The organism is Myxacorys sp. (assembly GCF_059501405.1).
On sequence record NZ_JCACCM010000132.1, the window covers coordinates 1 to 16,263 of the forward strand.

The following is a 16,263-nucleotide window of genomic DNA, read 5'->3' on the forward strand; positions in this document are numbered from 1 at the left end:
TGTTTTGCCTGCACCTTGATCTGGTTGCGGTGAAAAGTCAACAGAACCTAGTTTTATTCAGATGAAATTAGGTTTTGCCCGGATGAAAACAGGTTTTGTCAGCATGAACTCTGTGATCGCACGAAGCAGATCAGAGTTTGTGCGAATCAAGGTTGCTCGCGGTTTGCACACTCTACTTTACGGCTTGCTCAACAAATTGCTGAACAACCTGCGTGTACTCCTTAGCCATGTGGTTGTCATGTCCGCCGTTTGGAATAATCAGCAGTTGTTTGGAATTAGAGGCTACCGCAGCGTATAAACTCTTTCCCATCTCAATAGAAATTTGTAAATCTTGAGTACCTTGAATAATGAGAACGGGCATTTTTATAGATTTCATTTTTTCTTGTGACTCAAATTTTTGTCTTAATAACAATTCGACTGGAAATAGCCAGTACAAACCAAGCCGCTTGGTCATGTCACGCATACTTGTAAACGAGCTTTGTACAATTAATGCTGCGGCTTCTGGATGCTTGGCAGCGAGATCAATTGCTACTGCCCCACCTACAGAATGACCGTAGAAAATGATTCGAGTTGAAGGAACTTTGCGCATTTGGGTTAAATAACTCCAAGCGGCTTGAGCATCCTCGTAGACTTGAGATTCAGTTGGAAATTCTCCTTCACTTTGACCAAAACCTCGGTAGTCAAACAAGAAAATGGAGTAACCCAATTTGTGAAATTGCAATGCTTGACTAACGTTTGCACCGATATTGGCTGCATTGTGATGAAGGTACAACATCACAGGAGCACCAGGTTTCTGAGCAGGAATCCACCAACCATGCATCCGTTCAACCTTGCCAGTCGATGTTGAAATGGGGATCCAAACGTCTTCGTATTTAAGTTGATAAAGCTTTGGAGTATGTTCTAAATCATGGAAGGGAATGAAAATGAGACGCTGTTGTTGAAAGTAAAGAGCAAAGCATATCAACCCATAAAAGATCGCAAATCGCAGCAAAAACTTTCGCGATCGCTTGCCCATTACTCTAGTCATTCAACATCTCGCCAGAAACTTTGCAACTGCACTTTATCATCAACGTTAGTAATTCGTATTTAGACAAAAAAATGGGTGGAAAATTTCCCACCCTACTTAGAGAATTTAGCTGCGTGTTATTGCGTTGTCAGCACTTCAGACGGCAATCGCTTAAACTCCAACCGCTCTGTCTCACCTACATCGACAAAGATGGTATCTCCATCTGTATATTCGCCGCGTAGGATCTGCTTCGCGATCGCAGTTTCCAATTCCCGCTGAATCGCCCGCTTCAGGGGACGCGCTCCATAGACCGGATCAAAGCCCAATTCTGCTAAGAAATCGAGCGCCGAATCCGACAACTTGAGCGACATCTTCCGCTCTGCCAATCGTTGCTCCAATCGCTTGATTTGAATCTTGACGATCTCGCGTAGCTCCGACTTCTGCAAGCTGTGGAAGATAATCGTGTCATCAATCCGGTTTAAGAACTCGGGACGGAAACTAGCTCGCAGTGCCTCCATCACGCGCGATCGCATCTCTGGGTAACGGGTATCATCGCCGCCATACTCAAAGATGTATTGCGATCCAATATTAGAAGTCATGATGATGATTGTGTTTTTAAAGTCCACCGTGCGACCTTGAGAATCGGTGACGCGACCATCATCAAGAATTTGCAGCATCACGTTGAATACGTCAGGATGCGCTTTCTCAATTTCATCAAACAGGATCACAGAATACGGACGGCGACGAATGGCTTCGGTTAACTGTCCGCCTTCTTCGTATCCGACATATCCCGGAGGCGCACCGATCAGGCGTGACACGGCGTGCTTCTCCATGTACTCCGACATGTCAATTCGCACCATCGCTTCTTCGGTGTCAAATAGGTAAGACGCCAGCGCTTTGGCAAGCTCAGTTTTACCCACGCCCGTAGGACCTAGGAAGATGAAGCTGGCAGTCGGACGGTTTGGATCAGCAAGTCCTGCTCGCGATCTCTGAATGGCATCGGCAACCGCTGTCACGGCTTCATCCTGTCCAATCACGCGCTTGTGCAGCACATCTTCTAGGTGCAGCAGTTTCTGCATCTCCGATTCGACCAGCTTACTGACCGGAATGCCTGTCCACTTAGAGATGATTTCGGCAATATCTGATTCGGTCACTTCTTCTCGCAGCAAGGTCTTTCCGCTTTTCTGCGTCTGCAAAAGCTGTGATTCAGCTTCTTGCAACTGGCGGTTTAAATCGGTCAATTTACCGTACTTCAGTTCGGCAGCGCGGTTGAGATCGTAATCTCGCTCGGCTTGCTGAACTTCGATGTTGACCCGATCGATCTCTTCTTTTAGCGTCCGCAACTGGTCAATGATGCTTTTTTCGGCTTGCCATTGAGCGTTGAAGCGGCTTTGCTCTTCTTTAAGATCGGCCAGTTCCCGGTCAAGTCGTTCTAAGCGATCGCGTGAAGCGTTGTCGTATTCATTTTGTAGCGACAAGCGCTCCATTTCCATTTGCAGGATTTTGCGATCGACTTCATCTAGTTCTTCTGGCTTTGATGTGATCTCCATTTTTAGTTTGGCCGCCGCTTCGTCTACCAGGTCGATCGCTTTATCGGGCAGGAAACGATCGCTGATGTATCGATTGGATAAGGTCGCCGCTGCAACTAATGAACTGTCAGAAATCTTGACGCCATGGTGGACTTCATAGCGCTCTTTTAACCCCCGCAAGATCGAGATCGTGTCTTCCACGGAAGGCTGATCGACGAAAACCTGTTGGAAACGTCGTTCGAGAGCTGCATCTTTTTCGATGTATTTGCGATATTCATCCAGCGTGGTTGCACCAACGCAACGCAACTCTCCCCGTGCCAACATCGGCTTCAGCAGGTTCCCGGCATCCATTGCGCCCTGAGTTGCGCCTGCACCCACAACGGTATGAATCTCGTCAATGAACAGAATAATTGCCCCACGCGAGTCTGTGACTTCTTTCAGAACGGCTTTTAAGCGCTCCTCAAATTCACCGCGATATTTTGCCCCTGCGATCAGAGAACCCATATCGAGCGCAATCAGTTTGCGATCGCGCAACGACTCTGGCACATCTCCATTGATGATCCGTTGAGCCAAACCTTCCGCGATCGCGGTTTTTCCAACGCCCGGCTCGCCAATCAGCACCGGGTTATTCTTTGTCCGTCGAGACAGGATTTGAATCGTGCGGCGAATTTCGTCGTCTCGTCCAATCACCGGATCGAGTTTGCCTTGCCGCGCATAGTCGGTCAAGTCTCGTCCGTATTTCTCCAATGATTCGTACTTGTTTTCAGGCGTTTGATCCGTCACTTTTTGATTACCCCGAACCTGCGCGATCGCGTCTTTTAGTTTTGCTTCAGTAATTCTAAATTCTGCCAAAAGCCCTTTGCCAAATCGTTCGTCTTTGGCATAGCCCAGCAGCAAGTGTTCGATCGAAATAAAATCGTCGCCAAACTGCTTACGATAGTCTTCAGCGCGATCAAGCAAGGTGTCGGTGCTGCGTCCTAAATACACCGACGAGCCACTGCCAGAAACTTTAGGCTGACGATTGATATATTCGTCAGCGCGATCGCGCAACTGCTGCACGTTAACGCCAAGTTTATTAAAGATGCTGGCGGCTAATCCATCTTGTTCAAGCAGCGCTTTTAGCAAGTGTTCTGTTTCGATCTGCTGCTGCTGGACTTGTTTGACAATTTCCGGGGTGCGAACGATCGCTTCCCAGGCTTTTTCGGTAAATTTATTGGGATCGGTTGGCTGCATCGCGTTCCCCCCTGCTCATCACGTTTAAATCTTGATATCGCCATTGTAGAGAAGGTAGCGCGATTCGGAAGATCGGTGTTTACACCTCTTCAAAGGGGAATTGCCGAAATAAGCGAAACCTGCTTGATAAGCTGCTTTCATCGAAATCTTATGAACCACCATAGAACCGACTAACGCTCAAGTCTTAATCATCAATGCCCTGCAAATCTAGTGACAATCCGGCGGCTTGCGTGTTTACGGTCTGTCGGGTTGCCGCTCCCGCAATACCCGCTTGGGCAAACACTTGAATGGCAGCGCTCAAGAGGCAATCGCGAGTTCGTCCACGTTTGGGGCAAGTCTTTCCATCGTTACTAAGCATTGTGATTGGTGTGCAAGCACTTACTTGCATTTAGCTTGAACCATTCACATCGCAGAATGAGCCACTCCAGAATCTGTCCTAAGGGGAATAGCAAAATCAGAAGATCAGCAGGAATATAGACGTGTGAGGAGTTAAAGAGCGAATAAGAGGAGCCCTTGGAGTCGAAACACGGACAGACGCCCAAGGGCTTTTCTCTTTACTAGGCATCTTCGTAATTAGAAGCCGCAAGGTCGGGAGTGCTTCGCTAGCTCAGAAGAGGTTTTTAAAGCGAAGTTCAAAAGATTGCTAGAGCTTACTTAAAATAAATGCTGCCAGAAAGCCACACACCGTAATTAGCCCTGCAAAATTGTGCGTGTACTCAAACGCTTCTGGAATCATCGTGTCTGCAATCATTGATAGAATTGCGCCCGCCGCGATCGCGTTAGTTGCCGCTACCACTTCTACTGAGACGTGACTAAATATAAGGTATCCAAACGATGCGGCTAATGCAGAGAGAAGTGCGATCGCGCCCCAGATGCCAAATACATATTGGATCGGTCGCCCCGCTTTCTTCATCCCGGCAGCGCTCGATAATCCTTCTGGGATATTCGAGAGAAATACCGCCGCCACTGTAACCCAGTTGACCACACCGCCGCTAATCAAACTGACCCCGATTACAATCGATTCAGGAATGCCATCGAGAAGAGCGCCAAGCGCGATCGCTAAACCGCTTCCTGGATCTTCAGCTTCAGAGGATTGGCGACTTGTAGACCGTTTGCGGTGTTTTGCTCCCTGCTTTGCCAAGATCAAATTCGCGATCGTATAGACCACTGCGCCTGACAAAAAGCCAATTGCCGTAGAGTCAAAGCCGCCCTCCTTATAGGCTTCGTCCATCAACTCGAACGCAAGTGCAGAAATCAACACCCCTGACCCAAACGCCATGATTGCTGCAATTAGCCGTTGGGGCAACCGCACGAAATAACCGACAAATGCCCCCAGCACTAGTGCCGATCCGCCAAGCAATCCCCAAAGACCTGCAACTAAGGCACTCGATGACATTGTTCTATCTTTACGAATGCCTTGATGATAGGGCTATCGGTGAGCATTGGAATCAATCTAGAGAGGAGTTTGCCTACAAAGAGGAGCCTGTGGCAGTTTGTCAGCAAACTCCTGATGCTTGTAGCCCAGCCTAAGGCACTGAGATTGGAACTAACGCATTCTCTGGCAAATATTCTCGATAGCGTCCCCCTTCTGATAGCACCAGTGCAATTCTCAGCGAAGAATCGGGGGGAATTTGTAGATCTGCCCACGGAACACTAATTTCAACGCAGTTACCCACTCCAACTTGAGCGCGAGTTGCCCGCGAATGCCACGTGAAATGCTCTCCCGCCTCTTGTAACCAAACGGTTTGCGTCATCAAATTCACACCAAGATGATGATGAAACTGATAATTCAGCGGTGCTTCATTGGGTAAATCGATCAATGGAATCGGGCTATTGTGCATGGTTTTGTTGGCGTAAAACCACAACACATTCAGTTCGGGCGGAATCTCTTTGCCAGGTTGCACTCCCGTTTGAAAGTCCAAACGCATGTAGAAATTGAGGTGATCAACGCCGTACCATAGTCGTTGAATCGGGCTACTGCGATGCATCGTGCCGCGTGCGCCACCGACTTCAATTCGTCCAGCTTTATCCCAGTCCTGCTCATCTCCCTGACCATTGATCACAGGATGAATAAAGCCTTGGGGTGGATGATCTCCCCGTGACGTATGGATTTCTACGGGGCGACGAACATTCTCAGGAATCGGTTCCTCTAAGGCTTGATACAGGGCGGCAAGATGTTCTCTGAAGAGTTGATCGAACATGGCGTCTTGATTGGACGAATGCCCTTCTCCAAACCACCAGAACCAATCTGACCCTTCTGCGGCATAGAGTGCTTCCCAGGCTTCAGGATTGTTTTCTTCGGTCGCTTCAGGATGATTGGCTAATGTTTGCCGCGCCGCTGTTAGCAGATCCCAAGCACGGTTCTTGGCAGGGTCACCAATCCACGTCGTAAAACTGCCATCGACCCAGGAGCCACTGTGAAGCTGGTCAGCAGGCAGGGTTTCGGTAGGCGGAAATTGCTCAACAAACTCTGAAACGGTGACCAGTTTAATATCTGGATCGTCGCTGAGAGTTTGATACAGCGTTTCTAAGAACGGCTTGCCATCTTGGGGATAGAACTCCCAGCAGTTTTCACCATCGAGCGCGATCGTCACCAGCCAAGGTTGATCCAATGTTCCGCTACCCGACTTTAAAGAGCGTGCGATCGCTTCGAGCTGTCCGATCAAATCGGTCGCGGCTCGCTTTGGCTCCATCGCACTGTAGGTAAAGCCAATCAGATCCGACAGACGGTGATCGCGAAATACGATCGCTAAATCTCCCGCAGTCGTCTCTAACCGATAAGGACGGTAAAGCAACTGCGGCTCGTAAACTGTGCCTCGCTCATCCCGGTTAAAGAAATGCTTCAACGTCCATCCTAAAACCGCTTCATCGGAACAGAGCCACTGAAATCCCTGTTTCGCCACATCCGGCAAGATTGCCGGACTCACGGACTGCTCGGAGGGCCACAAGCCACGAGGCGGACAGCCAAAGCGATCCTTGTACATTCCCCACGCTTTTTCCAAGTGGCGGCTCATATCGTCAGGATACTGAAATCGTTGCTGCGGGAGTGCCATTTGCGGAACGGCGACCCGTCCAGCGTCAGTATCCGCTAAGAGCGGCAAGATCGGATGCGTGTACGGGGTTGTCGTCACCTCAAGCTGCCCCGCTTCCTGCATCTTGCGGTGCTGCGGAATAATTCGACTGAGAATGTCGCGGTGTTTAGCAATAATGCGCTGGCGATCGCTTAACGTAAAATCTTTTCCTTTCTGAAGCCAAGCTTCAATTTCTGGATCATCCCAAAAGAGCGGGTCAATCCACGCCAGGTTATGCCACGCTAACAAATCACTGTAATCTTGCAGACTCCAATGCTCTAAGCACCAACTCCGCCCGCGATCCTGATGCTGTCCATACAACTCTGCGTAGCGCGGATGAGGATCAATCAGCGTGTGATGATTGGCATCAAAGAAGTGGTCAGCAATAAATTCTTTTTGCTCCAGGCTCAATTGTTCTACTGGAGTCAACGTTGTCGTTAAATAGGGATCGAGTGCTATACCCGCTACGTAATCCTCAATCTGTAGAATCAGCGATGGCACGAGATTAACCGTCTGATGCAAGTTTGGATATCGCTCTAACAGCAGTACCAAATCTAAATAATCTTTCGTGCCGTGCAACCGAACCCAGGGCAGGCGGTACTGTGCGCCCAATTCAGAGGAGTTGCTTCGGCTTTTGTAAAGCGGCTGATGCTGATGCCAAATGAACGCAACATAGAGAGGATGAGCCATAGATGGAAGAATATAGGGTGAAGTATGGGGTCAGCGCTTCAGCACTGGTAGAGAAGGCGTTTTCTAGGCTAAGCGTGCCGTTCCTCTACATTTATCCTCCCCATACCCTACACCCTATCTCGTCTACATCACCTGCTCAACTTCAGCAATTTCAGGAATCATTTCCCGCAAGCGACGCTCAAGCCCCATTCTGAGTGTCATTGTGGAGCTTGGGCAGGACCCGCAAGCACCTTGAAGCCGTAACTTTACGATCGGGCCGTCAAGCTCGACAAGCTCGACGTTGCCACCATCTGCCATCAGATAAGGGCGCATCTCATCAAGAACCGTTTCGACATTTTCAGAAGTTAGTGCATATGTTTGAGACATAATTCACCTTTTAGTGTGGACATGGATTTGAAGTTAATTCGATCCTAGCTTGTAGAAACAGCGCTGGATGAAGAAGGGTTCTTTGCCCTCAAGTTTAAGCAGGAACCTTGGCAGGTTCGAGCAGTGCAATATTTGAAAATCCAAATGTTTCGGTGCTGACCTTGCCATCTTGCTCTGTCCGAATCACGCGGCTCGTCAGGACGTAGTAGTCGCCCACCTTTTCGTAGTTGTCTTCAAAGTCACTCTTGCCGCCCTTCAGTTCGCCTGTTTCGGGATCGCTGTAAACTGAATCGTAGCGGTGGGATAGGTATCCGCTTCCGGTGTCATGGCTACTATAGGTGTGAATCGTGACGACGATATCGCGGATGTGACGATGCACTAAGCTCACCTCGTTGTTGTGAACCTTGTAGCGATCGCCCATCGATTTTCCTTTGACAAACACCTCAACGGCTCCCGTTTCGTCGGTATCACCCAGGGTAAAAATATTTTTACCGTGCGTCTCTTCAAAGGAGCGACGAACGCGATGAACAGCAATTTCCCAAACTTGACCTGCGATCGCTTTCTTCGCGTTTTCATCGTCAATGCCGCTCACCTCGAACGTGCAGTCAGCATTGATGCGCGCCTTCGCAGTGTAGGTTTGATCGCCACTTTCATAAGTGACATCAGCCGTGTAGCCAGGAAAATTGTGATCCCAGGTATAGCGATTCTCGTAGGCAGCACGAAATAATTCACGAGCGTCTTTTTCGGTCATGCAATCTCTCCTTGGTCTGTCTCTTCCTAGTTTAAAGACTTTAGGGACGATCCGTTCAGGTTGTAACCATTACGGGTTCCTGGTATAGCGGAATCGTGAAGGTTACGGTCGAACCTAAGCCTTCGCCCATGCTGTAGAAGTTCACCACTCCGCCCATCGCTTCAACTAGCTTTTGCGAGATCGCAAGTCCAAGTCCAGTTCCGCCGTACTGGCGAGTTAGCGAGCCATCGACCTGACTAAACGACTGAAATAATTTGTCCTGTTTGTCGAGGGAAACCCCGATCCCTGTATCGGCCACCCGAATTTTAACCAAGCCAGGAAGTTCTTGAGTTTGAACGACAACCCGTTTTTTGATCACTTCTGCGCTAATTGTAATGCCGCCTTCGTGAGTGAACTTGATGGCATTGCCAACCAGATTGAGCAAAACTTGCAGCAGCCGCTGGTAGTTTCCGTAAAGAATAATTTCATCGTGAGTCGCGGGCTGCTGAATTTCAAAACTGAGAAATTTCTGACGGATCTGAGTCCGTGTCATATTCTCCAGCTGAGCCAATAGCTCGTCAAGATTGACGGGACTCAGCTCGATCTGCATTTTGCCCGCCTCGATCTTGGCGATGTCTAACACATCGTTGATCACTTCAAGCAAGTGCATCGCCGATCGGTGGGCTTCTTCTAAAAATTCTCGCTGCTCTTCGGGATCTTCTGCCATCCCGTCTAGAATCAGCTTGAGAAAGCCGATCATGCCGTTGAGCGGCGTCCGCAGTTCGTGGGATGTATTCGCTAAAAACTCGCTCTTGAGATGGGAAGCGGCTTCTGCTTGGTGGCGGGCTTCTTCAAGCTCGCGGTGTTTTTGGCGCAAATCAGAGTTGACTCGCTGCAATTCAGTAGCGAGTGCCTGACTTTCGGCAAATAGACTGGCGTGAGCGATCGCAGTGCCTACCTGATCTGCCAACTCCTGCATAAACTCGATTTCGTCTGGTGTCCATTGGCGGCTAGGATCACATTGATACATAACAATCAATCCATTCGGCTGCTCTAGATAGTGCGTTGCAACCGCCAAACGAGTTTGAAGGGGTTCGTTAGATTTAGCCTTGGCACCTGCGTTTAGGGCTGGAGTGAGGGTTCGGATTGGTTGTAGACGAGTCAGCGCTTGAGTCAGATCCGGCTCATCCTTGAGCAGAAATTCGGTGTCTAACAGCGAGGCTAGATTGTCCTGACCATATTCAGCCACCACTCGTACCGTGTCACTGGGTGACTCATAGGGACAGAGAATGCAGCAACTCAAACCTAAGGCATTTCCCAAGCCAGTCACAGTTTGCTGCCAAATCGTTGGTAAATCTAATGTCCGACGAACATTCCACGCAATCTGGGTCAGCAGACGGTGATACCGATTCGAGGAAATCCCCTCGTTTTGACTGAATGGCACGTCTTGGATTAAACAGGATTCGCCCTGAGTTTCACCCAGCGACGCTTCTAAAGATGGCACTTGCTTTCCAGTGACCACGACCAAGGAGGCAGAGCCATCGGGAAATTTGACTGGACTCATGACTAGATCGAACAGCAACGTTTGCTCACCCCACTGAAACAGCCAGCGAAACTGCTCTGATGTTTGATGAGCGAGGACATGCTGAATGTGATCGAGATACTGAGCGATCGCAAGCGGACGAAATTCTTTCAGTGCCCCCTCATGGACACTCCAGCGAAACGACACGAGGGTTGCCGCCGTGTCTTGAATCATGATTAATTCTGCCCCTCCTAAACCAGCGGTTCCGTCAGAGTTGCACAACGTACTAATCGGTTCACCCGACGGCAGAACGGCTTGAGAAGATGCAGCAGAATTGTTCGAGACGGAGTTTGAGGCGTTCACAGAGGTGACCATTGGATAGCCAGACGCAGACCGAAAGCCGATACAGTTAAGCTGTTGCTCACTTGGGCGAGTTGATCACCTGTTAGTCATTCCACTCCCCTCGCGGCGGCACGGGTGGATTACGAGGTAAGGTGCGGGAGAATTCTTCGTCTCGCCGCGACTCGTTGCGTAACCACTGCCGGAGGGCAACCTCGACAACCTTGCTTGGATCGTTAGTCAGGTGCTGAAGCTGCTCCAGTATATCTGGATCAAGCCGGAGTGAAACTTCAACCTTCTCGGGTGACGTGGGAGATGGATAGGTAGAGTCGTTCATGGAATCAAGCTTAGGGTTGTAGTGAAAGATTGCCCAAACGCGGATAGACCCACGCTGAGGTGCGAAGACAGCAGGTTGGGAGCACGGAAGAGCCGTTCCTTTGACAGACATCACTCGACTCGCAGGCAAGTGATTCAGCATCGTGATGTACAAGTTAAAACAAGGGGTTAGTTATTCTTAACCTACATCCACTGACTCCCACATTAGGTTATTTGAGTACATTTGGTCGTTTGGTAGAGGAATACACGCTGAATTGGGCCTGTACCTGATTTTTACAGAGTACTCAACAAATCAACCTTCTTTTCATAAATTATTGTATTGGCAGGTTTCTACATTATCAGAGCAAAATAGAACAGAAGAAGCACGGCGTTTTTTATAGCGCTCTAGACTCCTATACTTTGTTGAAGAAAGCATTAAAATATCTTAAACGTAGGCTTCCTTGTCTCGGTTACTCTAGCCATTCTCTGGTGCTTGGCATTACTGACCCATTTAGGCTTAGGCTGTTGTCATTCCGTTCTTAATCGCCGCTACCTCAACCCTCGATTTATGACTGACGTACCCGTCAACCGAATCCGTAACTTTTCGATCATTGCTCACATCGACCACGGCAAATCTACCCTGGCAGACCGCTTGCTGCAAGAAACAGGGACGGTGACCGCACGGGATATGAAGGAACAGTTCCTCGACAATATGGAGCTAGAGCGAGAGCGCGGCATCACCATTAAACTCCAAGCGGCACGCATGAGTTACACCGCGAAAGATGGCGAGGAGTATGTTCTCAATCTAATCGACACACCAGGACATGTGGATTTTTCCTACGAAGTTTCGCGATCGCTGGCGGCCTGCGAAGGGGCGTTGCTGGTGGTGGATGCGTCTCAAGGGGTAGAAGCGCAAACCTTGGCAAACGTCTACCTCGCGCTAGAGCATAATCTCGAAATCATTCCGGTGCTCAATAAGATCGATTTGCCTGGAGCCGAGCCCGATCGCGTCAAGCAAGAAATCGAAGAAATTGTTGGACTCGATTGCAGTCAAGCCATCCTGGCATCCGCCAAAGAAGGGATCGGCGTTCCAGAGATCTTAGAAGAGATCGTCCACCTTGTCCCACCGCCCAAAGATACTGTTGATCAGCCACTTCGCGCCCTAATTTTTGACAGCTACTATGATGCCTATCGTGGAGTGATTGTTTACTTTCGAGTGATGGACGGTCGGCTGAAGAAGGGCGATCGCATCCGCCTAATGGCATCGAAAAAAGAATACGAAATTGATGAACTGGGCGTTCTGTCTCCCAATCAAGTCCAGGTGACTGATTTGCACGCTGGGGAAGTTGGCTATCTCGCAGCCTCGATTAAAGCGGTAGAAGATGCCCGCGTCGGTGACACGATCACGTTGTCTCAAAAGCCAGCAACAGAGGCATTACCGGGATATATCGAAGCAAAGCCAATGGTGTTCTGCGGCATGTTTCCCACCGATGCGGATCAGTTTGCCGATCTGCGAGATGCTTTAGAAAAGCTCAAGCTCAATGATGCTTCGCTGAACTACGAGCCAGAAACATCTAGCGCGATGGGATTTGGCTTTCGGTGCGGTTTCTTAGGGTTGCTGCACATGGAAATTGTTCAAGAACGCCTAGAGCGTGAGTACAACCTAGATTTGATCATTACCGCTCCGTCAGTAGTCTACCGAGTGACGACGATCAAAGGTGATGTCATTTACATTGACAATCCTAGCAAGCTGCCTCCTCCTCAAGAGCGCGAGAAAATTGAAGAACCTTATGTGAAGCTAGATATCATTACGCCCGAAACCTACGTCGGAACCTTGATGGAACTGTGTCAAACTCGGCGTGGCATCTTCAAAGACATGAAGTATCTGACGCCCGGGCGGACAACGCTGATTTATGAGATGCCCCTAGCTGAAGTCGTGACCGATTTCTTCGATCAGATGAAGTCGCGGTCGCGCGGCTATGCCAGCATGGAATATCAACTGATTGGCGATCGCGAGAATGCGTTAGTCCGGCTCGATATCCTGATTAATGGTGATCCGGTTGATCCATTGGCAACAATTGTTCACCGCGATAAAGCCTATGGAGTTGGACGTGCCCTCACCGAAAAGCTTAAAGAACTGATTCCGCGTCACCAGTTTAAGATTCCAATTCAAGCCGCGATCGGCAGTAAGGTAATTGCCAGCGAACATATCTCTGCCATTCGCAAGGACGTTCTCGCCAAGTGCTACGGTGGTGATATTTCTCGAAAGAAGAAGCTGTTGCAGAAGCAGGCAAAAGGCAAGAAGCGAATGAAAGCGATCGGAACGGTTGATGTTCCACAAGAGGCATTTATGGCAGTACTACGCCTTTCAAACGAACAAGGGTAAAGCTCGGCTCACCTTCTGAATCGATTTCCTTTGAAGCCCCTCTTTAACGTTAAAGAGGGGCTTTTTATCAAAAATGGATGAATTTATCAAAACCTATAAGAATAAGTAATATTGCACAGATGCTTTAAAGTTTTCATGAAAACTTTAATTGTTAGAAGTTGGCTTTCAGTAATTTTGCTAAATTTTTGAAACAAAGTTAAGTCTGTTAGCCGCGCTTCTCTCTCACGGCCGAACTTGCTTTAGTATGGGCGCTTCGTGATCCATGATTGCCTCCTGGGTACACTTTTGGCAAGCAAGGCATTATCAAGCAACCTTCTAATCAACGTTCCTTTCCCTTGCCCGTTTGCAACTCTAACTGCGGATTTTTTAGACCTATGCGAATTCTTGTTACTGGTGGTGCGGGGTTTATTGGCTCCCATCTCATTGACCGCCTTATGCAGCAGGGGCACGACGTTGTTTGCCTCGACAACTTCTACACTGGGCACAAACGCAACCTCCAGCAATGGATGGGGCATCACAACTTTGAACTGATTCGCCACGACATCACAGAACCGATTCGGCTCGAAGTCGATCAAGTTTATCATTTGGCCTGTCCTGCCTCGCCAGTGCATTACCAGTACAATCCGGTTAAAACCATCAAAACGAATGTGATGGGCACGCTCAACATGCTAGGGCTTGCAAAGCGGGTCAAGGCTCGGTTTCTCTTAGCGTCTACTTCTGAGGTGTACGGCGATCCAGAAGTACATCCCCAACCAGAAGAGTATCGGGGCAATGTCAACCCGATTGGTATCCGCAGTTGCTACGACGAAGGAAAGCGTGTTGCCGAAACGTTGGCATTTGACTATCACCGCCAGAATGATGTAGACATTCGGGTTGCGCGAATCTTCAACACTTACGGTCCTCGGATGCTCGAAAACGATGGACGAGTCGTGAGCAATCTAATTGTGCAAGCCTTGCGAGGAGAGGCGCTCACCGTTTACGGGGATGGCTCTCAAACGCGCAGTTTCTGCTACGTCTCAGACTTGGTCGAGGGACTGATGCGTCTGATGAACGGCAACTCCATTGGTCCTATAAATTTGGGCAATCCGGGCGAGTACACCATTCTAGAACTGGCTCAAACGATTCAACAGATGATCAATCCAGGCACATCGGTGAAGTTTGAACCGTTACCTCAAGACGATCCCCGCCGCCGCAAGCCTGATATCACTCGCGCCAAAACGCAGTTGGGCTGGGAACCGACCATTCCGCTTCAGGAAGGGTTAGAGCGAACGATCGCTGACTTCCGCGATCGCGTCACACCGACTTCACCACAACCTGAGTCGGTAGCTCGTCTCTAACGGCAGTGCTCGCGAGCTGGTCATCAGGGGGAACCTTAACTTAACGGTTGGTTGAAGAAAGTTCCTTCACGCTCAAATCATTCACGGGTAAAGAGAGCGATCTTTCAAAGTACTCGCTGCTCCCGCGATCGTTTCACCTATTTTTTAAGGAGTTCTCATGCGTGTTTGTGTCATTGGTACGGGATACGTTGGCTTGGTCACTGGTGCTTCTTTAGCTCATGCGGGTCATCATGTGATTTGCGTTGATAATAATGAAGCTAAAGTCAAACTGATGCAGGCGGGGCAGTCTCCAATTTTTGAACCTGGGCTGTCAGACATTATGCAATCTGCCATTCAAGCCCAGCGGCTTGAATTTACAACCGATCTTGCCGCTGGGGTTGCCCACGGACAGGTACTCTTTATCGCAGTGGGGACACCCGCTCTGCCAAATGGTGAGAGCGATACTCGGTACGTAGAAGCGGTGGCTCGGGGGATCGGCTCGAATCTCAGTGGCGGCTACAAAGTAATTGTCAACAAATCAACCGTACCAATTGGGTCGGGTGATTGGGTCAGAATGATTGTTCTCGATGGTGTGGCTGAGCGCCAAAAGTCTGAAGCTCAACCCATTCTAGCGGGTGTTGGCGGCAGCGATACGGGCATGACAACCACTGCCCTTGTCGGGGAATATGATTTTGATGTCGTCAGCAATCCTGAATTTTTGCGGGAAGGGTCAGCCGTTTACGATACCTTTAATCCGGATCGAATTGTGCTGGGCAGCAGCAGCGATCGCGCGATCGCGTTGATGCAAGAACTCTATGCTCCCATTGTGAGCCGTCAGTTTGCAGAAGATCCGTCTGCCCCTGCTGTTCCGGTGCTTGTAACCGATATTAGCTCGGCAGAAATGATTAAGTACGCGGCGAATGCGTTCTTAGCCACGAAAATCAGCTTTATCAATGAAGTAGCAAACATCTGCGATCGCGTTGGTGCAGACGTAATGCAAGTCGCGAAAGGGATTGGCTTGGATTCGCGAATTGGCAGTAAATTCTTGCAGCCTGGACTGGGTTGGGGTGGCTCTTGCTTCCCGAAAGACGTTTCTGCTTTGATTCACACCGCCGACGATTACGGCTACGAGTCTCAACTTCTCAAGGCGGCAGTTAGTGTCAATCAGCGTCAGCGTCTCATTGTAATTGAGAAATTGCAGCAAGTTCTCAAGATCTTAAAAGGCAAGACGGTAGGACTGTTGGGGCTAACCTTCAAGCCGGATACGGATGACCTGCGCGATGCACCCGCCCTCAGCATGATTGAAAACTTAGTGCGGTTGGGAGCCAAAGTGAAAGCCTACGACCCTATCATTTCTCAAAGTGGAATGCGCCACGGCTTATCCGATGTCATTGTTGAAACTGATGCAGAACGGCTAGCGGATGGCTGTGATGCGCTTGTCCTCGTCACCGAATGGCAACAGTTTCAAACGCTTGACTTCGGCAAGATGGCAACGCTAATGCACAGCCCTATTTTGATTGATGGACGGAACTTCCTCGACTGCTCTGCGTTAGAAGCAGCAGGCTTCCGATGTGTCGGCATTGGTCGGTAAACCAAAGGCGTGACTTTAGATCTGTCATGAAATCGGTTGTTTTTGTTCAAGTTGTCTTTGTTCAATAAAAACAGTGTTCGATAAAACCAGGAAAGAAATTTGATCCTTCCTGGTTTTATAGCTGTAGACACAGAAGTTAGGACGCAGCCTGGCTGAGAACAGTCTCCAT

General features: G+C 49.3%; 12 protein-coding genes. 3 read left to right on the top strand and 9 right to left on the bottom strand.

Annotated features, from left to right (window positions below; genetic code table 11):
• Nucleotides 1–172: 172 nt before the first annotated feature.
• The 9 genes from AC5I6P_RS18355 to AC5I6P_RS18395 form a co-directional block, all read right to left on the bottom strand.
• A complete protein-coding gene (locus tag AC5I6P_RS18355) occupies nucleotides 173–991 on the bottom strand; it encodes an alpha/beta hydrolase (RefSeq protein ID WP_495695229.1) in 819 nt (272 codons plus the stop codon).
• Between the two features lie 152 nt (nucleotides 992–1,143).
• Nucleotides 1,144–3,768: an ATP-dependent chaperone ClpB gene (gene clpB / locus AC5I6P_RS18360; protein WP_495695230.1), complete on the bottom strand. Its 2,625-nt coding sequence runs from the start codon at nucleotides 3,766–3,768 to the stop codon at nucleotides 1,144–1,146.
• Nucleotides 3,769–3,952: 184 nt separating this feature from the next.
• Nucleotides 3,953–4,126, bottom strand: coding sequence for a hypothetical protein (locus tag AC5I6P_RS18365; protein ID WP_495695231.1), 174 nt, complete (start codon nucleotides 4,124–4,126; stop codon nucleotides 3,953–3,955).
• Nucleotides 4,127–4,411: 285 nt separating this feature from the next.
• A complete protein-coding gene (locus AC5I6P_RS18370; protein WP_495695232.1) occupies nucleotides 4,412–5,164 on the bottom strand; it encodes a ZIP family metal transporter in 753 nt (250 codons plus the stop codon).
• Nucleotides 5,165–5,294: 130 nt separating this feature from the next.
• Entirely contained in the window at nucleotides 5,295–7,529 is a 2,235-nt protein-coding gene (locus AC5I6P_RS18375) for a glycoside hydrolase family 57 protein (protein WP_495695233.1), read from the bottom strand.
• 123 nt (nucleotides 7,530–7,652) lie between these two features.
• Nucleotides 7,653–7,895, bottom strand: a complete 243-nt coding sequence (locus AC5I6P_RS18380; RefSeq protein WP_495695234.1) for a NifU family protein — start codon at nucleotides 7,893–7,895, stop codon at nucleotides 7,653–7,655.
• 94 nt (nucleotides 7,896–7,989) lie between these two features.
• On the bottom strand, nucleotides 7,990–8,646 hold the full coding sequence (locus AC5I6P_RS18385) for a DUF3386 domain-containing protein (RefSeq protein ID WP_495695235.1): 657 nt from the start codon (nucleotides 8,644–8,646) through the stop codon (nucleotides 7,990–7,992).
• Between the two features lie 55 nt (nucleotides 8,647–8,701).
• Nucleotides 8,702–10,510, bottom strand: a complete 1,809-nt coding sequence (locus AC5I6P_RS18390; RefSeq protein ID WP_495695236.1) for a GAF domain-containing sensor histidine kinase — start codon at nucleotides 10,508–10,510, stop codon at nucleotides 8,702–8,704.
• An 82-nt stretch (nucleotides 10,511–10,592) separates the two neighbouring features.
• On the bottom strand, nucleotides 10,593–10,964 hold the full coding sequence (locus AC5I6P_RS18395; RefSeq protein WP_495695237.1) for a hypothetical protein: 372 nt from the start codon (nucleotides 10,962–10,964) through the stop codon (nucleotides 10,593–10,595).
• 405 nt (nucleotides 10,965–11,369) lie between these two features.
• Here AC5I6P_RS18395 and lepA point away from each other — a divergent pair, with 405 nt between their 5' ends.
• From lepA to AC5I6P_RS18410, 3 genes are all read left to right on the top strand, one after another.
• Nucleotides 11,370–13,187 carry a translation elongation factor 4 gene (lepA, locus tag AC5I6P_RS18400; RefSeq protein WP_495695238.1) on the top strand — a complete coding sequence of 606 codons (1,818 nt, stop codon included), beginning with the start codon at nucleotides 11,370–11,372 and terminating at the stop codon, nucleotides 13,185–13,187.
• A gap of 374 nt (nucleotides 13,188–13,561) precedes the next feature.
• The gene (locus AC5I6P_RS18405; protein WP_495695239.1) at nucleotides 13,562–14,524 is read left to right on the top strand and encodes a UDP-glucuronic acid decarboxylase family protein; all 963 of its coding nucleotides are present in this window, start codon (nucleotides 13,562–13,564) and stop codon (nucleotides 14,522–14,524) included.
• 157 nt (nucleotides 14,525–14,681) lie between these two features.
• Nucleotides 14,682–16,094: a UDP-glucose dehydrogenase family protein gene (locus AC5I6P_RS18410; RefSeq protein WP_495695240.1), complete on the top strand. Its 1,413-nt coding sequence runs from the start codon at nucleotides 14,682–14,684 to the stop codon at nucleotides 16,092–16,094.
• The last annotated feature ends 169 nt before the right edge of the window (nucleotides 16,095–16,263 follow it).

Coding starts and splice junctions, on each gene's coding strand:
- clpB (WP_495695230.1), bottom strand. CDS start 3,768: ATGCAGCCAACCGATCCCAATAAATTTACCGAAAAAGCCTGGGAAGCG.
- AC5I6P_RS18365 (WP_495695231.1), bottom strand. CDS start 4,126: ATGCTTAGTAACGATGGAAAGACTTGCCCCAAACGTGGACGAACTCGC.
- AC5I6P_RS18370 (WP_495695232.1), bottom strand. CDS start 5,164: ATGTCATCGAGTGCCTTAGTTGCAGGTCTTTGGGGATTGCTTGGCGGA.
- AC5I6P_RS18375 (WP_495695233.1), bottom strand. CDS start 7,529: ATGGCTCATCCTCTCTATGTTGCGTTCATTTGGCATCAGCATCAGCCG.
- AC5I6P_RS18380 (WP_495695234.1), bottom strand. CDS start 7,895: ATGTCTCAAACATATGCACTAACTTCTGAAAATGTCGAAACGGTTCTT.
- AC5I6P_RS18385 (WP_495695235.1), bottom strand. CDS start 8,646: ATGACCGAAAAAGACGCTCGTGAATTATTTCGTGCTGCCTACGAGAAT.
- AC5I6P_RS18395 (WP_495695237.1), bottom strand. CDS start 10,964: ATGCTGAATCACTTGCCTGCGAGTCGAGTGATGTCTGTCAAAGGAACG.
- lepA (WP_495695238.1), top strand. CDS start 11,370: ATGACTGACGTACCCGTCAACCGAATCCGTAACTTTTCGATCATTGCT.
- AC5I6P_RS18405 (WP_495695239.1), top strand. CDS start 13,562: ATGCGAATTCTTGTTACTGGTGGTGCGGGGTTTATTGGCTCCCATCTC.
- AC5I6P_RS18410 (WP_495695240.1), top strand. CDS start 14,682: ATGCGTGTTTGTGTCATTGGTACGGGATACGTTGGCTTGGTCACTGGT.